16 protein-coding genes are annotated in these 13,725 nt (G+C 53.8%); 5 read left to right on the top strand and 11 right to left on the bottom strand.

Annotated elements, in window-relative coordinates; genetic code table 11:
- Positions 1-20: 20 nt before the first annotated feature.
- Together V5P19_RS06865 and V5P19_RS06860 are read right to left on the bottom strand one after the other, a co-directional pair.
- Positions 21-1,217 (bottom strand): ATP-binding protein, encoded by a 1,197-nt coding sequence (locus V5P19_RS06865; protein WP_334401486.1) that lies wholly within the window; start codon positions 1,215-1,217, stop codon positions 21-23.
- Positions 1,214-1,909, bottom strand: a complete 696-nt coding sequence (locus V5P19_RS06860; protein WP_334401484.1) for a response regulator — start codon at positions 1,907-1,909, stop codon at positions 1,214-1,216. The genes V5P19_RS06865 and V5P19_RS06860 overlap by 4 nt, the downstream gene beginning before the upstream one ends.
- A 109-nt stretch (positions 1,910-2,018) precedes the next feature.
- On the opposite strand from V5P19_RS06860, the gene V5P19_RS06855 reads away from it, so the two are divergent.
- The gene (locus V5P19_RS06855; protein WP_334401482.1) at positions 2,019-2,807 is read left to right on the top strand and encodes a MipA/OmpV family protein; all 789 of its coding nucleotides are present in this window, start codon (positions 2,019-2,021) and stop codon (positions 2,805-2,807) included.
- Between the two features lie 158 nt (positions 2,808-2,965).
- Here the strand turns inward: V5P19_RS06855 and yajD are convergent, their stop codons facing one another.
- Complete coding sequence (yajD, locus tag V5P19_RS06850) at positions 2,966-3,313, bottom strand: HNH nuclease YajD (RefSeq protein ID WP_334401480.1); 348 nt, start codon at positions 3,311-3,313, stop codon at positions 2,966-2,968.
- A 177-nt stretch (positions 3,314-3,490) separates the two neighbouring features.
- On the opposite strand from yajD, the gene V5P19_RS06845 reads away from it, so the two are divergent.
- A complete protein-coding gene (locus V5P19_RS06845) occupies positions 3,491-4,516 on the top strand; it encodes an LLM class flavin-dependent oxidoreductase (RefSeq protein WP_334401478.1) in 1,026 nt (341 codons plus the stop codon).
- Between the two features lie 27 nt (positions 4,517-4,543).
- On the opposite strand, the gene V5P19_RS06840 is transcribed toward V5P19_RS06845, so the two are convergent.
- Positions 4,544-5,578, bottom strand: coding sequence for an AI-2E family transporter (locus tag V5P19_RS06840; RefSeq protein WP_334401476.1), 1,035 nt, complete (start codon positions 5,576-5,578; stop codon positions 4,544-4,546).
- A 422-nt stretch (positions 5,579-6,000) separates the two neighbouring features.
- Between V5P19_RS06840 and mdtJ the strand changes: the two genes are divergently transcribed.
- Positions 6,001-6,363, top strand: coding sequence for a multidrug/spermidine efflux SMR transporter subunit MdtJ (mdtJ, locus tag V5P19_RS06835; RefSeq protein ID WP_334401474.1), 363 nt, complete (start codon positions 6,001-6,003; stop codon positions 6,361-6,363).
- Positions 6,350-6,679, top strand: coding sequence for a multidrug/spermidine efflux SMR transporter subunit MdtI (gene mdtI, locus V5P19_RS06830; protein ID WP_334401472.1), 330 nt, complete (start codon positions 6,350-6,352; stop codon positions 6,677-6,679). The genes mdtJ and mdtI overlap by 14 nt, the downstream gene beginning before the upstream one ends.
- Before the next feature lie 70 nt (positions 6,680-6,749).
- Here the strand turns inward: mdtI and V5P19_RS06825 are convergent, their stop codons facing one another.
- The 7 genes from V5P19_RS06825 to V5P19_RS06795 all read right to left on the bottom strand — a co-directional run bounded on the left by V5P19_RS06825 (position 6,750) and on the right by V5P19_RS06795 (position 12,698).
- Positions 6,750-7,571, bottom strand: a complete 822-nt coding sequence (locus V5P19_RS06825; RefSeq protein ID WP_334401470.1) for a serine protease — start codon at positions 7,569-7,571, stop codon at positions 6,750-6,752.
- A 274-nt stretch (positions 7,572-7,845) separates the two neighbouring features.
- Positions 7,846-8,223 (bottom strand): acid resistance repetitive basic protein Asr, encoded by a 378-nt coding sequence (gene asr, locus V5P19_RS06820; protein WP_334401468.1) that lies wholly within the window; start codon positions 8,221-8,223, stop codon positions 7,846-7,848.
- A 185-nt stretch (positions 8,224-8,408) separates the two neighbouring features.
- A complete protein-coding gene (locus tag V5P19_RS06815; protein WP_334401466.1) occupies positions 8,409-9,896 on the bottom strand; it encodes a carboxypeptidase M32 in 1,488 nt (495 codons plus the stop codon).
- Positions 9,897-9,997: 101 nt separating this feature from the next.
- On the bottom strand, positions 9,998-10,327 hold the full coding sequence (locus V5P19_RS06810) for a DUF1493 family protein (RefSeq protein ID WP_334401464.1): 330 nt from the start codon (positions 10,325-10,327) through the stop codon (positions 9,998-10,000).
- Positions 10,327-10,776, bottom strand: a complete 450-nt coding sequence (locus V5P19_RS06805; RefSeq protein ID WP_334401462.1) for an STM2901 family protein — start codon at positions 10,774-10,776, stop codon at positions 10,327-10,329. The genes V5P19_RS06810 and V5P19_RS06805 overlap by 1 nt, the downstream gene beginning before the upstream one ends.
- 12 nt (positions 10,777-10,788) lie before the next feature.
- On the bottom strand, positions 10,789-11,226 hold the full coding sequence (locus V5P19_RS06800; RefSeq protein WP_334402717.1) for a type VI secretion system tube protein TssD: 438 nt from the start codon (positions 11,224-11,226) through the stop codon (positions 10,789-10,791).
- Positions 11,227-11,444: 218 nt separating this feature from the next.
- On the bottom strand, positions 11,445-12,698 hold the full coding sequence (locus tag V5P19_RS06795) for an MFS transporter (RefSeq protein ID WP_334401460.1): 1,254 nt from the start codon (positions 12,696-12,698) through the stop codon (positions 11,445-11,447).
- A gap of 121 nt (positions 12,699-12,819) precedes the next feature.
- Between V5P19_RS06795 and V5P19_RS06790 the strand changes: the two genes are divergently transcribed.
- On the top strand, positions 12,820-13,725 hold the full coding sequence (locus V5P19_RS06790; RefSeq protein WP_334401458.1) for a LysR family transcriptional regulator: 906 nt from the start codon (positions 12,820-12,822) through the stop codon (positions 13,723-13,725).

Genomic DNA, 13,725 nt, shown 5'->3' with positions numbered 1-13,725 from the left:
GATGTTGTGTCAAGGGTTTATCAAGAGCGGGATTTTTCCTCATCCGCGGCGTCGAAAGGCAGCAGAATGCGCACCGCGAGCCCGCCAGTGTCGGGCAGTGACGCGCTAATACGGCCCCCGTGCGCCTCACAGATCGCGCGTGCAATCGATAAGCCGAGGCCGCTGCCGCCGGAATGACGGGCGCGGGACTGCTCCTCGCGGCTGAAGCGCTTAAACATCTCCGGTAAGAAAGGGGGCTGCACTCCCGGGCCGTCGTCGGCAAATTCGAGAAGGTAGTGCCCCTTGGCGTAGTGCAGGGTCATATCCAGATGTCCGCCTTCGCGTCCGTAGCGTATTGCGTTTTCCATCAGGATCGTAAATACCTGTCCCATGCGAAAAGCATCCCCGCTGAAGGGGCACGGGCGGGGGTTACGCAGCGTAAGCGTAACATTATGCGCATCGGCCTGCGGCATTATCCAGGTTATCCGCTCCTGAACGAGCTCGTCCAGACGGAACGGCCGATCGTCAAGCACCAGGTTTCCCGCCTCTGCCAGTGAGAGGAGGTGCAGCTCGTCGGTAAGCCGATTGAGGTGCTGAAGCTGTTTCATCACCATGCCGAGTTGCTCCGGGGTGGCATCAAATACGCCATCCATCATTCCCTGCAGACGCCCGATCGCGGCCGTCAGCGGTGAACGCAGCTCGTGCGCCATTGCAACGTGCGAGGCGCGAAGCTCTTTTTCATAGCGGGCCAACTGCCCGGTCATGGTATTAAAGTCAGCCGCAAAGCTGATCATTTCCGCCGGTGCATCCTCGACGAGCTCTGCCTGTCGGCCAAACTGTCCTTCGGTGACATCTTTTGCCGCCGCGCGAAGGCGGCTGAACTGCAGCGCCAGCGGCCGCGCGTGCTTAAGGCCCATCACCACGATGAAGGGGATCATCACCAGCACCAGCAGGGCCACGGTGACCCAGTCAGCCGAGGCGATGGACGGGGTTGAATAGCTCAGCCCCCACCAGGTATCGACGATAGCGTGGAAGCGCTCAGGGTTTGACTGCGGATTCTGGCTGAGAGTAATAAACTCCTGACGAACCGCCGCCGGCATCCTGCCCATTATCCAGTAGTTCTGCACGGCGTAACGCAGCCACATACAGGCTGCAATAACAATCACGCTGCCAATCGCCAGCGCGAGTATGCGCGCGCAAATCCAGCGCCATAGGGAGGGACGACGGGTCTGTTTCATGGCTGTTTGAACCTGTATCCCACGCCGCGAACATTAACCAGCACGCCGGAAATTCCGGCGGCTTCGAGTTTTCTGCGCAGGTTATAGATATGCGTATCCACCACGCGCTCCAGCGCCTCGCTCTCAGGCAAGCAGTATTCCAGTAAATACTGTCGTGAAAATGGGCGCGAAGGAGAACGCATCAGCGTAGCGAGCAGCGAAAATTCGGTGGGGGTCAGATCCAGTATAAGGGGCGCGCTGTCACCGTTGACGATGCTCGCCACAATGGCGGTGACATCCACCTCCAGCGACTGCCAGCGCAGTATCTCTTCCTCGCGCACGTTTTTATTGCTACGGCGTAGCACCGCCTGCACCCGCGCCACGACCTCGCCCGGATGATAGGGCTTGACGACGTAATCATCTGCCCCGTACCTCAGCGCGCCGATACGATCGGGCGTGTCCCCCATAGCGGTGACCATGATAACGGGCACATCGCTTTTACGACGCAGGCTGGCCAGCACCTCGGTCCCATTGAGTCTGGGAAGCATGACGTCCAGCAAAACCAGATCGGGCTTCCACCGTTGCGCCATATCCAGCCCGGACAGGCCGTCTCCCGTTACGGTCACGTCGTAATTTTCACGGCGCAAATAGGCTTCAAGTACGCCAGCCGCATCGGCATCATCTTCAATAATCAGCACTCTTCTGGACAACATCTGTTCACCTTGACCGTTTCTTAACACTATCCCGACGATTCATTGATTTAGCCAAATCATACTGCGCACATCTTATAGAGCAGTCCGCCACTACGGTGTGGAGAAGAGTATGATATCGAGAAAAAAAGCCCTGTATATGACCGTTCCGTTTCTGATGGCGGCGGCAGCCGGCGCAAAAGCCGATGATGCACAAACGCCTCCCGATTCGTTAACCGTCGGGTTAGGGGGGCGGTATGCCACTCGTTACTCAGGCTCAGACAAGCAGGCATGGCAGCTGGTTCCCGTGCTGCAGGGGCGCAAAGGCGCATTCTTTGTTGATGCGCAGAAAGGGGTTGGATATGACCTGCAAAATGACAGCGGTTGGTACGTTGAACATACGCTGGGATACAACCTGGGAAGAGCAGACGAAAATTCCAGCTGGCGCGAAGGCGCGCATAATCTGAAAGGGATGGGAGACATTGATGCCACCCTGAACACCGGGCTCGCTGTCGGCTGGCAGGTAACGTCCTGGCTCAGCGTTGAGGGCAAAGCGACGCTGCCGTTAACAGACAGCCAGGGCGTTAATTATCAGACGTCCGTGACGTTGATCCCCGTTCAAAACAGTGAAGACACGGTTGCGTTTCAGTCTGCCGCGCTGTTTGGCGATAGTCGGTACATGAACACCTGGTACGGCGTCAGCCAGCAGCAGAGCCACCGTTCCGGCTATAACCGCTATTCGGCAGCCGCCGGATTTTACGGCGTGGATAACAGCCTGACCTGGAGCCATCAGCTCGACGCTCGCTGGGGAACGGCGTTGAGCGCAGGCTACACCTGGCTTGGAGAGCATGCGGATAAAAGCCCGCTTGTTTCGCGACGTAATGAAGGCTCTGTCACAGCGGCTATCACCTGGACCTTCTAGCGTTGAGGTGAGGATATGTATAGACGTGACGGGATCTTCTTGAGCGTCGCAGCGACGATTATTACGGCCATCTATGTCATTACCTGGTACGTCTATGTATACGGTTGAACATATCTGGCCGGAGGGGAAAGTGTCGATGCGAGAAAATCCCTGAAAGATTATTTCTTCTTACCCATCATTGCTTTCAAATCGGCAAACGGGTTAAAGGTGGCGACGCCCATCTCTTTTTGCGCGTCTTCTCCCGCCACTACGGTCGTGCCGTACTGATCCGCCTCGGTATATTTCGAGTGTTCATGGTCGTGGCAGAACAGGCACAACAGTTCCCAGTTACTGCCATCTTCCGGGTTATTGGTGTGGTCGTGGTCGATATGATGAACCGTCAGTTCACGAAGATTCGAATAGACAAACTCTCGCGAGCAGCGTCCGCATACCCATGGATAGATTTTGAGTGCTTTCTCACGGTAGCCGCTTTCCAGCCGCGCGTAGTTTCTGGGGATCAGAGCCATTGCCGATGTTACCTGCAGGAAAAAGAGTGGGTGAAATTATATCCCATTATGATAGGGAATGGCGATCCGCACATTTCCATCAATTTATTTGAATCATTCCGTTAGATAAACGGCATTTATTCTCATCCTGTAATGCGTAAAGTAGAAGTAACACATGCATCATCAGGATTACGCATTATGAAAAAGATCGGATTTTTGTCGTTTGGTCACTGGACACCCTCACCGCAGTCTGGCACCCGAACAGCGGCTGACACACTGTTGCAGTCCATCGATCTGGCCGTGGCGGCTGAAGAACTAGGCGCAGACGGGGCTTATTTCCGGGTGCATCATTTTGCCCGTCAGCTCAGCTCTCCGTTCCCCTTGCTGGCCGCAATCGGTGCCAGGACGAAAAAGATCGAAATCGGTACGGGCGTTATCGATATGCGCTATGAAAATCCGATGTATATGGCGGAAGATGCCGGGGCGGCCGATCTGATCTCCGGCGGGCGTTTGCAGCTGGGCATCAGCCGCGGATCCCCGGAGCAGGTCATTGATGGCTGGCGTCATTTTGGCTATGTTCCGCAAGAAGGCGAAAACGAGTCGGATATGGCGCGTCGACACACCGAAGTGCTGCTTGAGGTGCTGCGCGGAGAAGGGTTTGCAAAACCGAACCCGCAGCCTATGTTCCCGAACCCGCCGGGGTTGCTGCGTCTGGAGCCGCATTCCGAAGGCTTGCGCGATCGCATCTGGTGGGGGGCTGGCTCAAATGCGACGGCGGTATGGGCTGCAAAACTCGGGATGAACCTGCAAAGTTCAACGCTGAAAGACGATGAAACCGGTGAACCGTTCCATATTCAGCAGGCGAAACAGATCCGCGCGTATCGACAGGCTTGGGCAGAAGCGGGTCATGCTCGTCAGCCGCGCGTGTCGGTCAGCCGCAGTATTTTTGCCCTGATGAACGATCGTGACCGGATGTATTTCGGTGCAAGCCGCAATGAGAGCGATAGCGTAGGCTATCTGGATGAGAAAACGCGCGCCATTTTCGGTCGCAGCTATGCCGCAGAGCCTGAAAAGCTGATTGAACAGCTGAAGCAGGATGAAGCGATTGCCGAAGCGGATACGCTGTTACTGACCGTGCCGAATCAACTCGGCGTGGACTACAACGCGCATGTTATCGAGTCCTTACTTAAACATGTCGCGCCAGCAATGGGCTGGCGCGATTAGGTGATGTAAGCGTTGCTCGGCCTCGTGCTACTTATGGCTCATATCGCTCAGCAGTACGGCGATACTTTGCCCGCCCGCCGTCTGTTCAAGACCAATCTTCACAATGATGGTCAGCGGCACGGAGAGTAGCATCCCGACGGGGCCGAGCAGCCAACCCCAGAATATCAGGGATAAAAACACCACCAGCGTGGAAAGCCCAAGCCCGCGCCCCATCATGCGCGGCTCAAGAATATTCCCGAACACCAGGTTAATCACCAGATAACCGGCCAGCAGAACCAGCGCGTCATACAAGCCACTGAAAACCAGTACCTGAAGGATAGGCGGGATCGCCGCCAGCACGGAACCGATGTTGGGGATGTAGTTGAGCGCGAAGGCCAGTAATCCCCAGACGAACGCAAACCGCACGTCCAGGGCAACCAGCATGCCCCAGACCACAAGCCCCGTCACCAGGCTGATCGCCGTTTTCAATACCAGATAGCGAGAGACGCTGTCCAGCGCGCGCTGAATCGCCCCCATACCCTCAACGGGACGGACCATAATCTGCTGCAGCTTTGCCGGAAGCTGAGGCACCTCCAGCAGCATGAAAACTACCGTCAAGAACAGCAGGAAAATGGAGGTCATGGCATTGGAGAGCTGGGCCAGCAGGCTAGTGACAATCGTCATGGCGGCATTCGGGTCGATATACTTCAGTAATTCCTCAACCGAGATCTCTATCCCTGCACGCTGTAACCAGGGTTCAAGCTGCAGCAGCGGGATGGCCAGCGATGAGCGATATTTCGGCAACGTGCGCGCAAGCTCGTTCAGGGAGGTGCCCAGATACGCGACCAGTAGCACCATGGCGACAATGATAATGCTGATAAGTAAGCTAATCGCCAGCACGCGGGGCACCCGTAGCCGTACCAGGCGCTGGATGAGGGGGTTCAGGATAACCGCTATAAAAAGTGCCAGGATAAAGGGCACGATGATGTCGGCAGCAAAGCGAACACCCGTGAGTATGATCACCAGCATACCGAGCATGATGACAATCTTTAATCCGTTCAGGGTGATGATGGGTTTTGACATGGGAGTTCCTGAATAATCTTTTTAATTATAATAGATGCGAAAACCATTCCAATAAACTAACCGAAATCAAACAGAATGGGTAAAGAATTGAAAAGACTTTGAGTAAAATCTTGGCTTATGGTACAAATCTGGCGTGTTCAACTACTGAGGACAATTTTCATCCGCACAGACGAGAAGCAACAACGCGGATAATTGTAATTTTATGGACAATTTGTTCAGGACGTACTTTTCAAATAACACCGCTGTATTTTCCACCTCCCTCTGCCTTCTGTCTGGTGAGCAACACTGGCGCACCGCGCTATAGTCACGTCTTCTGCCTGAGCTGGCGCTATGCGCTTAGCTATCTGATCTTATTTCCTCTTTTTTAGGTTTGCTGTCCGCAGTGAGCCCTGATGGATTATATTCTCAAGCAGGAGAAAACCATGTTTTACTGGATTTTATTAGCTCTGGCTATCGTTGCTGAAATTACCGGAACGTTGTCTATGAAATGGGCAAGCGTCAGTGATGGCAACGCCGGATTTATTTTAATGCTGGTGATGATTTCACTTTCCTATATTTTCCTCTCGTTTGCCGTGAAGAAAATTGCGCTGGGTGTGGCCTACGCGCTGTGGGAAGGCATCGGTATTTTGTTGATTACGCTGTTCAGCGTCATGTTATTTGACGAAACGCTTTCAACGATGAAAATTGCCGGATTAACGACGCTGGTGGTCGGCATTGTGCTGATTAAATCGGGTACACGAAAACCGACAAAACAGCAGAAGGAGCAGACCCATGCAGCAGTTTGAATGGATCCATGCGGCCTGGCTGGCGCTCGCCATCGTTCTGGAAATTGTGGCTAACGTCTTTCTGAAATTCTCCGACGGTTTTCGTCGTAAGTTCTACGGTCTGATGTCGATTGCTGCGGTGCTGGGGGCGTTCAGCGCCCTTTCACAGGCGGTAAAAGGCATCGATCTTTCGGTGGCGTACGCGCTGTGGGGCGGATTCGGTATTGCCGCCACGTTGGCAGCAGGCTGGGTGCTTTTCGGCCAGCGTTTAAACAGTAAAGGCTGGATAGGGCTGGTACTGTTGCTCGCCGGTATGATTATGATAAAACTTTCCTGATCGCGACAACGCCATTATTGACAGGCGGCGAATTCGCCGTCTGTCTCATTTAGAAAAGTATAACGTTCAGCTATTGCTGCGCCAGCGCTTCCAGCTTGTCGCGAAAACCTGTCACCGACAAGGCACGGTTATCGGCTCTCCAGCGATCTTTTGCTGCCGGGGCTGAGCTTTGAACGCCAATCAGCTGCCAGCCATTCTCTGTTTTCAACATCAGCGGCGAGCCGCTGTCACCGGGTAACGTATCGCACTGGTGTGACAGCACGCTGTTTTGCGCCCAGCCAGTAACGATACAGTCGGAATGGGTGTACAGCGCATCCAGATGATCGACCGGATAGCCTGACTGCGTTACTTTACGATCGGCTGCCTTCAGCGCGGCGGTCAGTGCCGCTTTATCTCCGTCAAAAAGCGGCAGCGGCGTGATGCCGGACGGCGGGTAGCGTAATACGATCAGGCCAAAATCCCAGGGGGCTGCTGCAGGCGGCACTATCCAGCCGTCGCCGTCCGGCTTCAGGCGTTTCCCCAGTGAAGGATCGACTCGGCCTTCAATACCGTGAATTTCATAGCGCCACATGCCTTTTTGCGACACAAAACGCAACGCAACCGCTTTGTCCGGTTTGCCGTTTGGGGGGGTTAAGAGACAGTGGCCTGCCGTCAGGGCAAGTTGAGGGGTAATCAATGTGGCGGTGCATAAGTTACCGCTGGCGGTTTCCAACTGCCCGATAGCATCCCAGGGTGCCTGGGTAGGATCGGCGACACGCGTACGATCGTCCTGACCGAAAAACAGTGTCTTTACCTCTTTTGCGCTAATAGCATCATCACCGCCATCGTCCGCATGTGAAAGGCCAGAAAAAAGGCTGAACGTTCCCAGTAACAACACAACAGATTTACGCATATCACACTCTGGTGGGGTAATTATGATTATTAAAAGTGAACCCTATGAAATTACTATAGACGGGACGGCGCTAAAGTGGGAGTAAAATCAGCGTGCTACATCAGGAAAGATAAAAGCGGCTTGCGATGAGCGCACATAAAATAAGCAGGATAAGAATCAGCTCAAACCGATAGCGCCGCAGCATACGCCCTCCGGATAAAAAAACGACGCTGATCCGGATGGTTCAGCGCCGGTTTACCAACGTGCCCCGAAGGGCACGGTTAAGCGTGTACTCTTACGCAGCTGGCTGTGCAGCTGGTTTAGCAGCTTCGTGTTTTACTGCTTTTTTGTGATGTTTTTTAGCAGCCTGCGCTTTCTGCTCTACAGCAGGTTTAGCGGCTTTTTTGTGATGTTTTTTAGCCGCCTGCGCTTTCTGCTCTACAGCGGGTTTAGCGGCTTTTTTGTGGTGCTTTTTAGCCGCCTGCGCTTTTTGCTCTACAGCAGGTTTAGCGGCTTTATGGTGTTTCTTGTGGTGAACCGCTTTTGCTGGCGCAGCGGTGGTGGTTGCCGCTGACGCTGCAGCAGGTGTTGCAGTTGCGGTAGTTTCAGCAGCAAACGCAGCAGAAGACAGACCCATAGCAGCGGCAACAACCAGAGCTAATACTTTTTTCATTCTCATACCCTCGAATTTGGTTTTTCATTTAACCCCACTGCGGGGCCGTTGAAATAACTATATCCCTGTAAATTCGCGGTTTCCGTGAGTGATTGGTATCGGCGTGTAACCATATGTACAAAGGTGGGGTGAGGTGTACGAAAACAGGGGGGAGAGATTGCCGGAGCGAACCCCGGCGATGTGAATCAGAGATAGCGCGAGGTCAGGTGTTCACGGAAGTAACGAATGTTCAGATCTTCGCCCGTCGCCTGGGTAATTAGCTGTGAAGTGGTAAAGCGGCTGCCGTGCTGCCAGATATTCTGGCGTAGCCAGTCGAACAATGCCGAGAAATCCCCTTCTGCAATAGACGCCTGAAGACCCGGAAGCGCGGTGTTGGCCGCATGGAACAGCTGTGCCGCGTACATCGCCCCCAGCGTATATGACGGGAAATAACCAAAACCGCCGTCTGTCCAGTGGATATCCTGCATACAACCGTTACGGTAGTTATCTTTGGTAGACAATCCCAGCCACGCCTGCATTTTCTCATCCCACAATGCAGGAATATCATCGACCTCGATATCTCCGTTAATCAGGGCGCGTTCAATCTCATAGCGCAGCACCACGTGCGCCGGATAGCTCACTTCGTCAGCATCGACGCGAATGTAACCCGGTTTCACGCGCTGGTTCCAGGCGATAAAGTTCTCTTCGCTGAATGCTGCCTGGCTACCAAAGCGGGCATGAACGGCGGGCAGGAGGTGTTTCAGGAAGGCCTCGCTGCGGCCAAGCTGCATTTCAAAGAACAGGCTCTGGGATTCGTGGATTGCCGTTGAGCGCGCCATCGCGACAGGCTGGCCGGCCCACGCGCGCGGCAGGTTTTGCTCGTAGCGTGCATGTCCGGTTTCGTGCACCACGCCAAACAGGGCGCTGAGCAGTTCGTCTTCATCGTAGCGCGTGGTAATGCGTACATCCTCCGGCACACCGCCGCAGAACGGATGCGCGCTAACGTCCAGTCGGCCACCATTGAAGTCGAAGCCGAGCATCTTCATGGCTTCAAGCCCCAGCTCGCGCTGTGTGATGGTTGGGAAAGGGCCTTGCGGTGGAACGTAAGACCGTTGCGCCTGTTCTTCGACGACGTTTGCCAGCAGGTCAGGCAGCCAGGATTTCATGTCGGCAAACAACACGTCGAGGCGAGCGCTGGTCATGTCCGGTTCAAAGATGTCGAGCAGCGCATCATAAGGAGAACAACCTTTGGCTTCGGCACGCAGGCGGGCTTCTTCACGACTAAGTTTGACCACGTCTTTCAGGTTGGCGGAAAAACCTTGCCAGTCGTTGGCCGGACGCTGGGTACGCCAGGCATGCTCACATTTGCTGCCCGCCAGCGATTTGGCTTCCACCAGCGACTCAGGCAACAGCGAGGCCTGCTGATAATGGCGCGTCATTTCGCGCAGGTTGGCCTGTTCAACATCATCCAGATCTTCGCTAGCCGCGGCAACGAGCCAGTCACCCACGTTTTTATCGGTCAGGATCTGGTGCTGCAGTACGCTCATTTCCGCCAGCGCCTCACCGCGCGCGGCGCTGCCGCCCGGTGGCATCATCGTAAACATGTCCCAGCTGGCGATGGAGGAGAGGTGGGAGAAGCGGGAGAGGCGCTGAAATGTGCGGGTGAGTTGTTGATAAGCGGATGTTTTTTCCATTCTTGTTATTCCTTATCGTGTTGGGAGTGTTCAGGGAGTGTAACGTGATTTAGGGAGGATTAATGCATTTTTGATACAAGGGGCGTGAAGCCCATTATCAGTCAGTCGTAGAGCCACTTGCCTGCTTTTGCGGACTCTGCAAACATTCTTACGGTCAACGGGATGCGGGTTGCTTCAACTTCTTCCCGCTTCAGCTTGAACCAGCGATCTAACAATGGGGTATGCTGCCAGGGAAAATAACGAGACCAGTTCACGCCAGACAAATCCACGTTAAACTCTTTCTCGTATCGGTTTAATGCATCATGAAAGTCATCCCCCGGGGAACCAAATAAATCAGAATCAAGTTCCAGAGGAACTTCTTTCCAGTCTTTATCCAGATAGCCAGGAATTTCATCCCGAAACATAAATAACACGTCGTCTACGATGCTCATCAGAAAAATGTCCACGCTATGCGGTCTTTTGGTCGTGCAATCAAATTGTATTTTTCTTGCGTACGTGTTGAAACTCGATGAAGAGTCAGTGCAAGCGAGGTCCATCCTAGCCAGGGGATGTAACGACCAATTACCGCAGCGAGTTTGTTAGTTGGCTGCATTCTGACTCCAACGGGAGTGGGAATTTTAATCCCGAAAGGGAGACGCGCGTCCCGTAAAATTATTCGCGCGTACTTTGAAACAACGCTCATCCCAAGGGTAGCGCCTTCAGGTTTTGCCCGAGTACCTAGCCATGGTTGCCCGCCCAAAATAGCCGCGCCTGAAACGGCATCTATCCCCAACTCCATACAGAACTCCTCCAGAAAAATGATCTCAAGTAACTCACCTGGAGTGAGGTTTGAATGGCCTCTGTAGAAGTAGGTTCCGTTAATCTCTTCCGAAGTATCCATACCAATACCCAGTTACGCTGTCGCCCGTTCATTCCATGCGTCAGAGAAAATGATATTGCCGTCGTTATGTTTCCACGTAATTTTCTCATAGCGCAATTCAACCGTTTCGAGGTGGTTGTTATTATTATCGCCCGGCGCGGCCATTGCAGGTGATACCGCAACAATCCGCACGCCTTCCAGAAGAATATTGCAGTACTCAGCTTCAAGACCTGCGTCATTAATTTTATAGAATTTGAGTTCGGCTTTTTGTAGAGCCTGACCTGTCGCGACCGCTTTATAGAGATAGGGTGATGAGTAATCGAATTCCTTTACGATCATCATCGGGGAGTGGATGCGTTTACCCGTAGGTTTACCTGTCAGGTTATCGGTCGGAGTCGAAAGATTGTGGTGAAATCCTTTGAACTCAATGCTGTATTCCCTGTGCTGCACATCACAACCACCTTTAATCAGTGCACCACCGTCATCGAATAATCACATATTGCCTGGAATAGCCATTTTAAAACCCTTCTTTTCTTAGGATGGAGTCGATGAGCTTACAAAAAGAGGGAGGGGCGATAAATGCACGAAATGGCTATAATTAATTGATTTTTCTTAATTTTAAATTAAGCGTGACTAACGTAAGAAACGCCCCCCCGCACAATTACGCTCATGTGGGGGATAGCGTTTGTTTATTTCAAACGCTGATGCAAACTCCCTCCCACCAGCAGCGCCGCGCACAGCATCAGCGCAATAAACCCGCCCACACCGTTCCAGCCGTAGTTATGCCAGAACACGCCGCCGAGCGTCCCGGCGATGCTGGAACCCAGATAATAGCTAAACAGATACAGCGACGATGCCTGTCCTTTGGCGCGACGCGCGCGCGGACCAATCCAGCTGCTGGCGACCGAGTGGGCGGCGAAGAACCCCGCGGAGAAGAGCAGCATTCCGGCAAAAATTAGCCACAGAGAGGAGAAGAGCGTCAGCAGCAGGCCGAGCAGCATCATCGCCGTGAAGAACAGCATGACCGGACCACGCCCATAGCGTGCGGTCATCGCTCCGGCTTTCGGCGAACTCCAGGTGCCGGTCAGGTACGCCACGGAAAGCAGGCCGACCACCGCCTGGCTCAGATGCCACGGGGAGAGCATCAGGCGATAGCCAATATAGTTAAATAGGGTGACAAATGACCCCATCAACAGAAAACCGGTCAGGAACAAACGCGGCAGCCCTTTATCGCGCCAGTGCAGGCGGAAGTTGATAAACAGCGTTTTCGGCCGCAGGGCGGTAGGGCGGAAATGGCGCGATTCCGGCAGGATTTTCCAGAACATCAGCGCAGCGGCCAGCGCGAAGCAGCCAATCACCGCCAGGGCTATACGCCAGCTAAATAAATCCGTAAACACCCCGCTTAACAGACGCCCGCTCATTCCGCCGATGGAGTTTCCGCTGATGTACAACCCCATTGAAAAAGCAACAAAGCTCGGGTGGATCTCTTCGCTGAGATAGGTCATCCCGACCGCTGCCACGCCGCTCAGCGATAAGCCAATCAGCGCGCGCATGATCAAAATCCCATGCCAGCTGGTCATCATGGTAGACAGTAAGGTACAAAGCGACGCCAGCATGAGCGCAGTGACCATCACCTGTTTACGGCCAATAGCGTCGGAGAGTGGCCCAGTAAAAAGCAGCCCCACGGCCAACATGCCGGTAGAAATCGAAAGCGAAATACTGCTGGCGGCAGGCGACACGCCAAACTCGTGAGACAGCACGGGCAGGATCGGCTGAACGCAGTAGAGCAGGGCAAAGGTTGCCAGACCTGCCGAAAAGAGCGCCAGCGTGACGCGCATAAATTGGGAAGTACCACGTTTAATGAACTGAACCGGCTGCGATGCTGCGGGTAAATCATCAATATCGCTTGCCGGATCGATATCAATGGTAGTTGTACGACTCACACATGTTCCTTGCTTAAACATCCCCGTGATTTCTGGTGACGGGTATGACCACATGATCAGAGTAGGAAAATGTAAATATTCTGTCTAATATATTAATAATCTCAAATGATACTTATAAAATATGAATATCGAACTGCGCCATCTACGTTATTTTGTCGCCGTGGCCGAAGAGCTGCATTTTGGTCGCGCGGCTGCACGGCTGAATATCTCGCAGCCACCGCTGAGCCAGCAGATTCAGATTCTGGAGCAGCAGGTGGGGGCGCGTTTGCTGGCGCGTACCAACCGCAGCGTGAGCCTGACGCCAGCGGGCAGGCAGTTTCTGGCGGACAGCCGACAAATCCTCAGCATGGTGGACGACGCGGCAGCCAGAGCCGAACGGCTTTATCTCGGTGAAACCGGAGAATTGCGCATCGGATTTACCTCGTCGGCCCCCTTTATCAGCGCCGTTTCGCAAACGCTATCGTCGTTTCGCCGTGACTTTCCGGATGTCCATCTTCAAACACGCGAAATGAATACCCGCGAACAAATAGCACCGCTGAATGAAGGTTCGCTAGATCTGGGTCTGATGCGCAACACTCAGTTGCCGGATACGTTAGCATGGCAGGTGATCCTCAAAGAACCGCTGATGGCGATGATCCCATACGATCACCCGCTGGCGTCGCAACCTTCCGTGACCTTAGCGGAGCTGGCGAACGAGCCGTTTGTCTTTTTTGACCCACAGGTCGGAACCGGGCTGTATGACGACATTCTCGGGCTGATGCGTCGCTACGATCTGGCCCCGACGATCGCTCAGGAGGTGGGGGAGGCAATGACCATTATTGGTCTGGTAGCGGCAGGATTGGGGGTTTCTATTCTCCCTGCCTCCTTTAAACGGGTACAATTACGGGAAATACGCTGGGTGGCCCTCGCAGAAGAGGATGCTGTTTCTGAGATGTGGCTGGTCTGGTCAAAACATCATGAACAAAGCCACGCGGCACAGCGTTTCAAAAAGCAGCTAATCACCGCCTCATCAGGGCGAAATTTATAG

Source organism: Enterobacter sp. UNJFSC 003 (assembly GCF_036903355.1).
In the GTDB taxonomy this organism is placed as follows: domain Bacteria; phylum Pseudomonadota; class Gammaproteobacteria; order Enterobacterales; family Enterobacteriaceae; genus Enterobacter.
The sequence above is the reverse complement of the archived record's forward strand: the minus strand, read 5'-3'. Positions and strand labels throughout refer to the sequence as shown.

Bases quoted from the DNA above. Each gene is read 5' to 3' on its own strand.
- V5P19_RS06865 (WP_334401486.1), bottom strand. From the start codon at position 1,217: ATGAAACAGACCCGTCGTCCCTCCCTATGGCGCTGGATTTGCGCGCGC.
- V5P19_RS06860 (WP_334401484.1), bottom strand. From the start codon at position 1,909: ATGTTGTCCAGAAGAGTGCTGATTATTGAAGATGATGCCGATGCGGCT.
- V5P19_RS06855 (WP_334401482.1), top strand. From the start codon at position 2,019: ATGATATCGAGAAAAAAAGCCCTGTATATGACCGTTCCGTTTCTGATG.
- yajD (WP_334401480.1), bottom strand. From the start codon at position 3,313: ATGGCTCTGATCCCCAGAAACTACGCGCGGCTGGAAAGCGGCTACCGT.
- V5P19_RS06845 (WP_334401478.1), top strand. From the start codon at position 3,491: ATGAAAAAGATCGGATTTTTGTCGTTTGGTCACTGGACACCCTCACCG.
- V5P19_RS06840 (WP_334401476.1), bottom strand. From the start codon at position 5,578: ATGTCAAAACCCATCATCACCCTGAACGGATTAAAGATTGTCATCATG.
- mdtJ (WP_334401474.1), top strand. From the start codon at position 6,001: ATGTTTTACTGGATTTTATTAGCTCTGGCTATCGTTGCTGAAATTACC.
- mdtI (WP_334401472.1), top strand. From the start codon at position 6,350: ATGCAGCAGTTTGAATGGATCCATGCGGCCTGGCTGGCGCTCGCCATC.
- V5P19_RS06825 (WP_334401470.1), bottom strand. From the start codon at position 7,571: ATGCGTAAATCTGTTGTGTTGTTACTGGGAACGTTCAGCCTTTTTTCT.
- asr (WP_334401468.1), bottom strand. From the start codon at position 8,223: ATGAAAAAAGTATTAGCTCTGGTTGTTGCCGCTGCTATGGGTCTGTCT.
- V5P19_RS06815 (WP_334401466.1), bottom strand. From the start codon at position 9,896: ATGGAAAAAACATCCGCTTATCAACAACTCACCCGCACATTTCAGCGC.
- V5P19_RS06810 (WP_334401464.1), bottom strand. From the start codon at position 10,327: ATGAGCATCGTAGACGACGTGTTATTTATGTTTCGGGATGAAATTCCT.
- V5P19_RS06805 (WP_334401462.1), bottom strand. From the start codon at position 10,776: ATGGATACTTCGGAAGAGATTAACGGAACCTACTTCTACAGAGGCCAT.
- V5P19_RS06790 (WP_334401458.1), top strand. From the start codon at position 12,820: ATGAATATCGAACTGCGCCATCTACGTTATTTTGTCGCCGTGGCCGAA.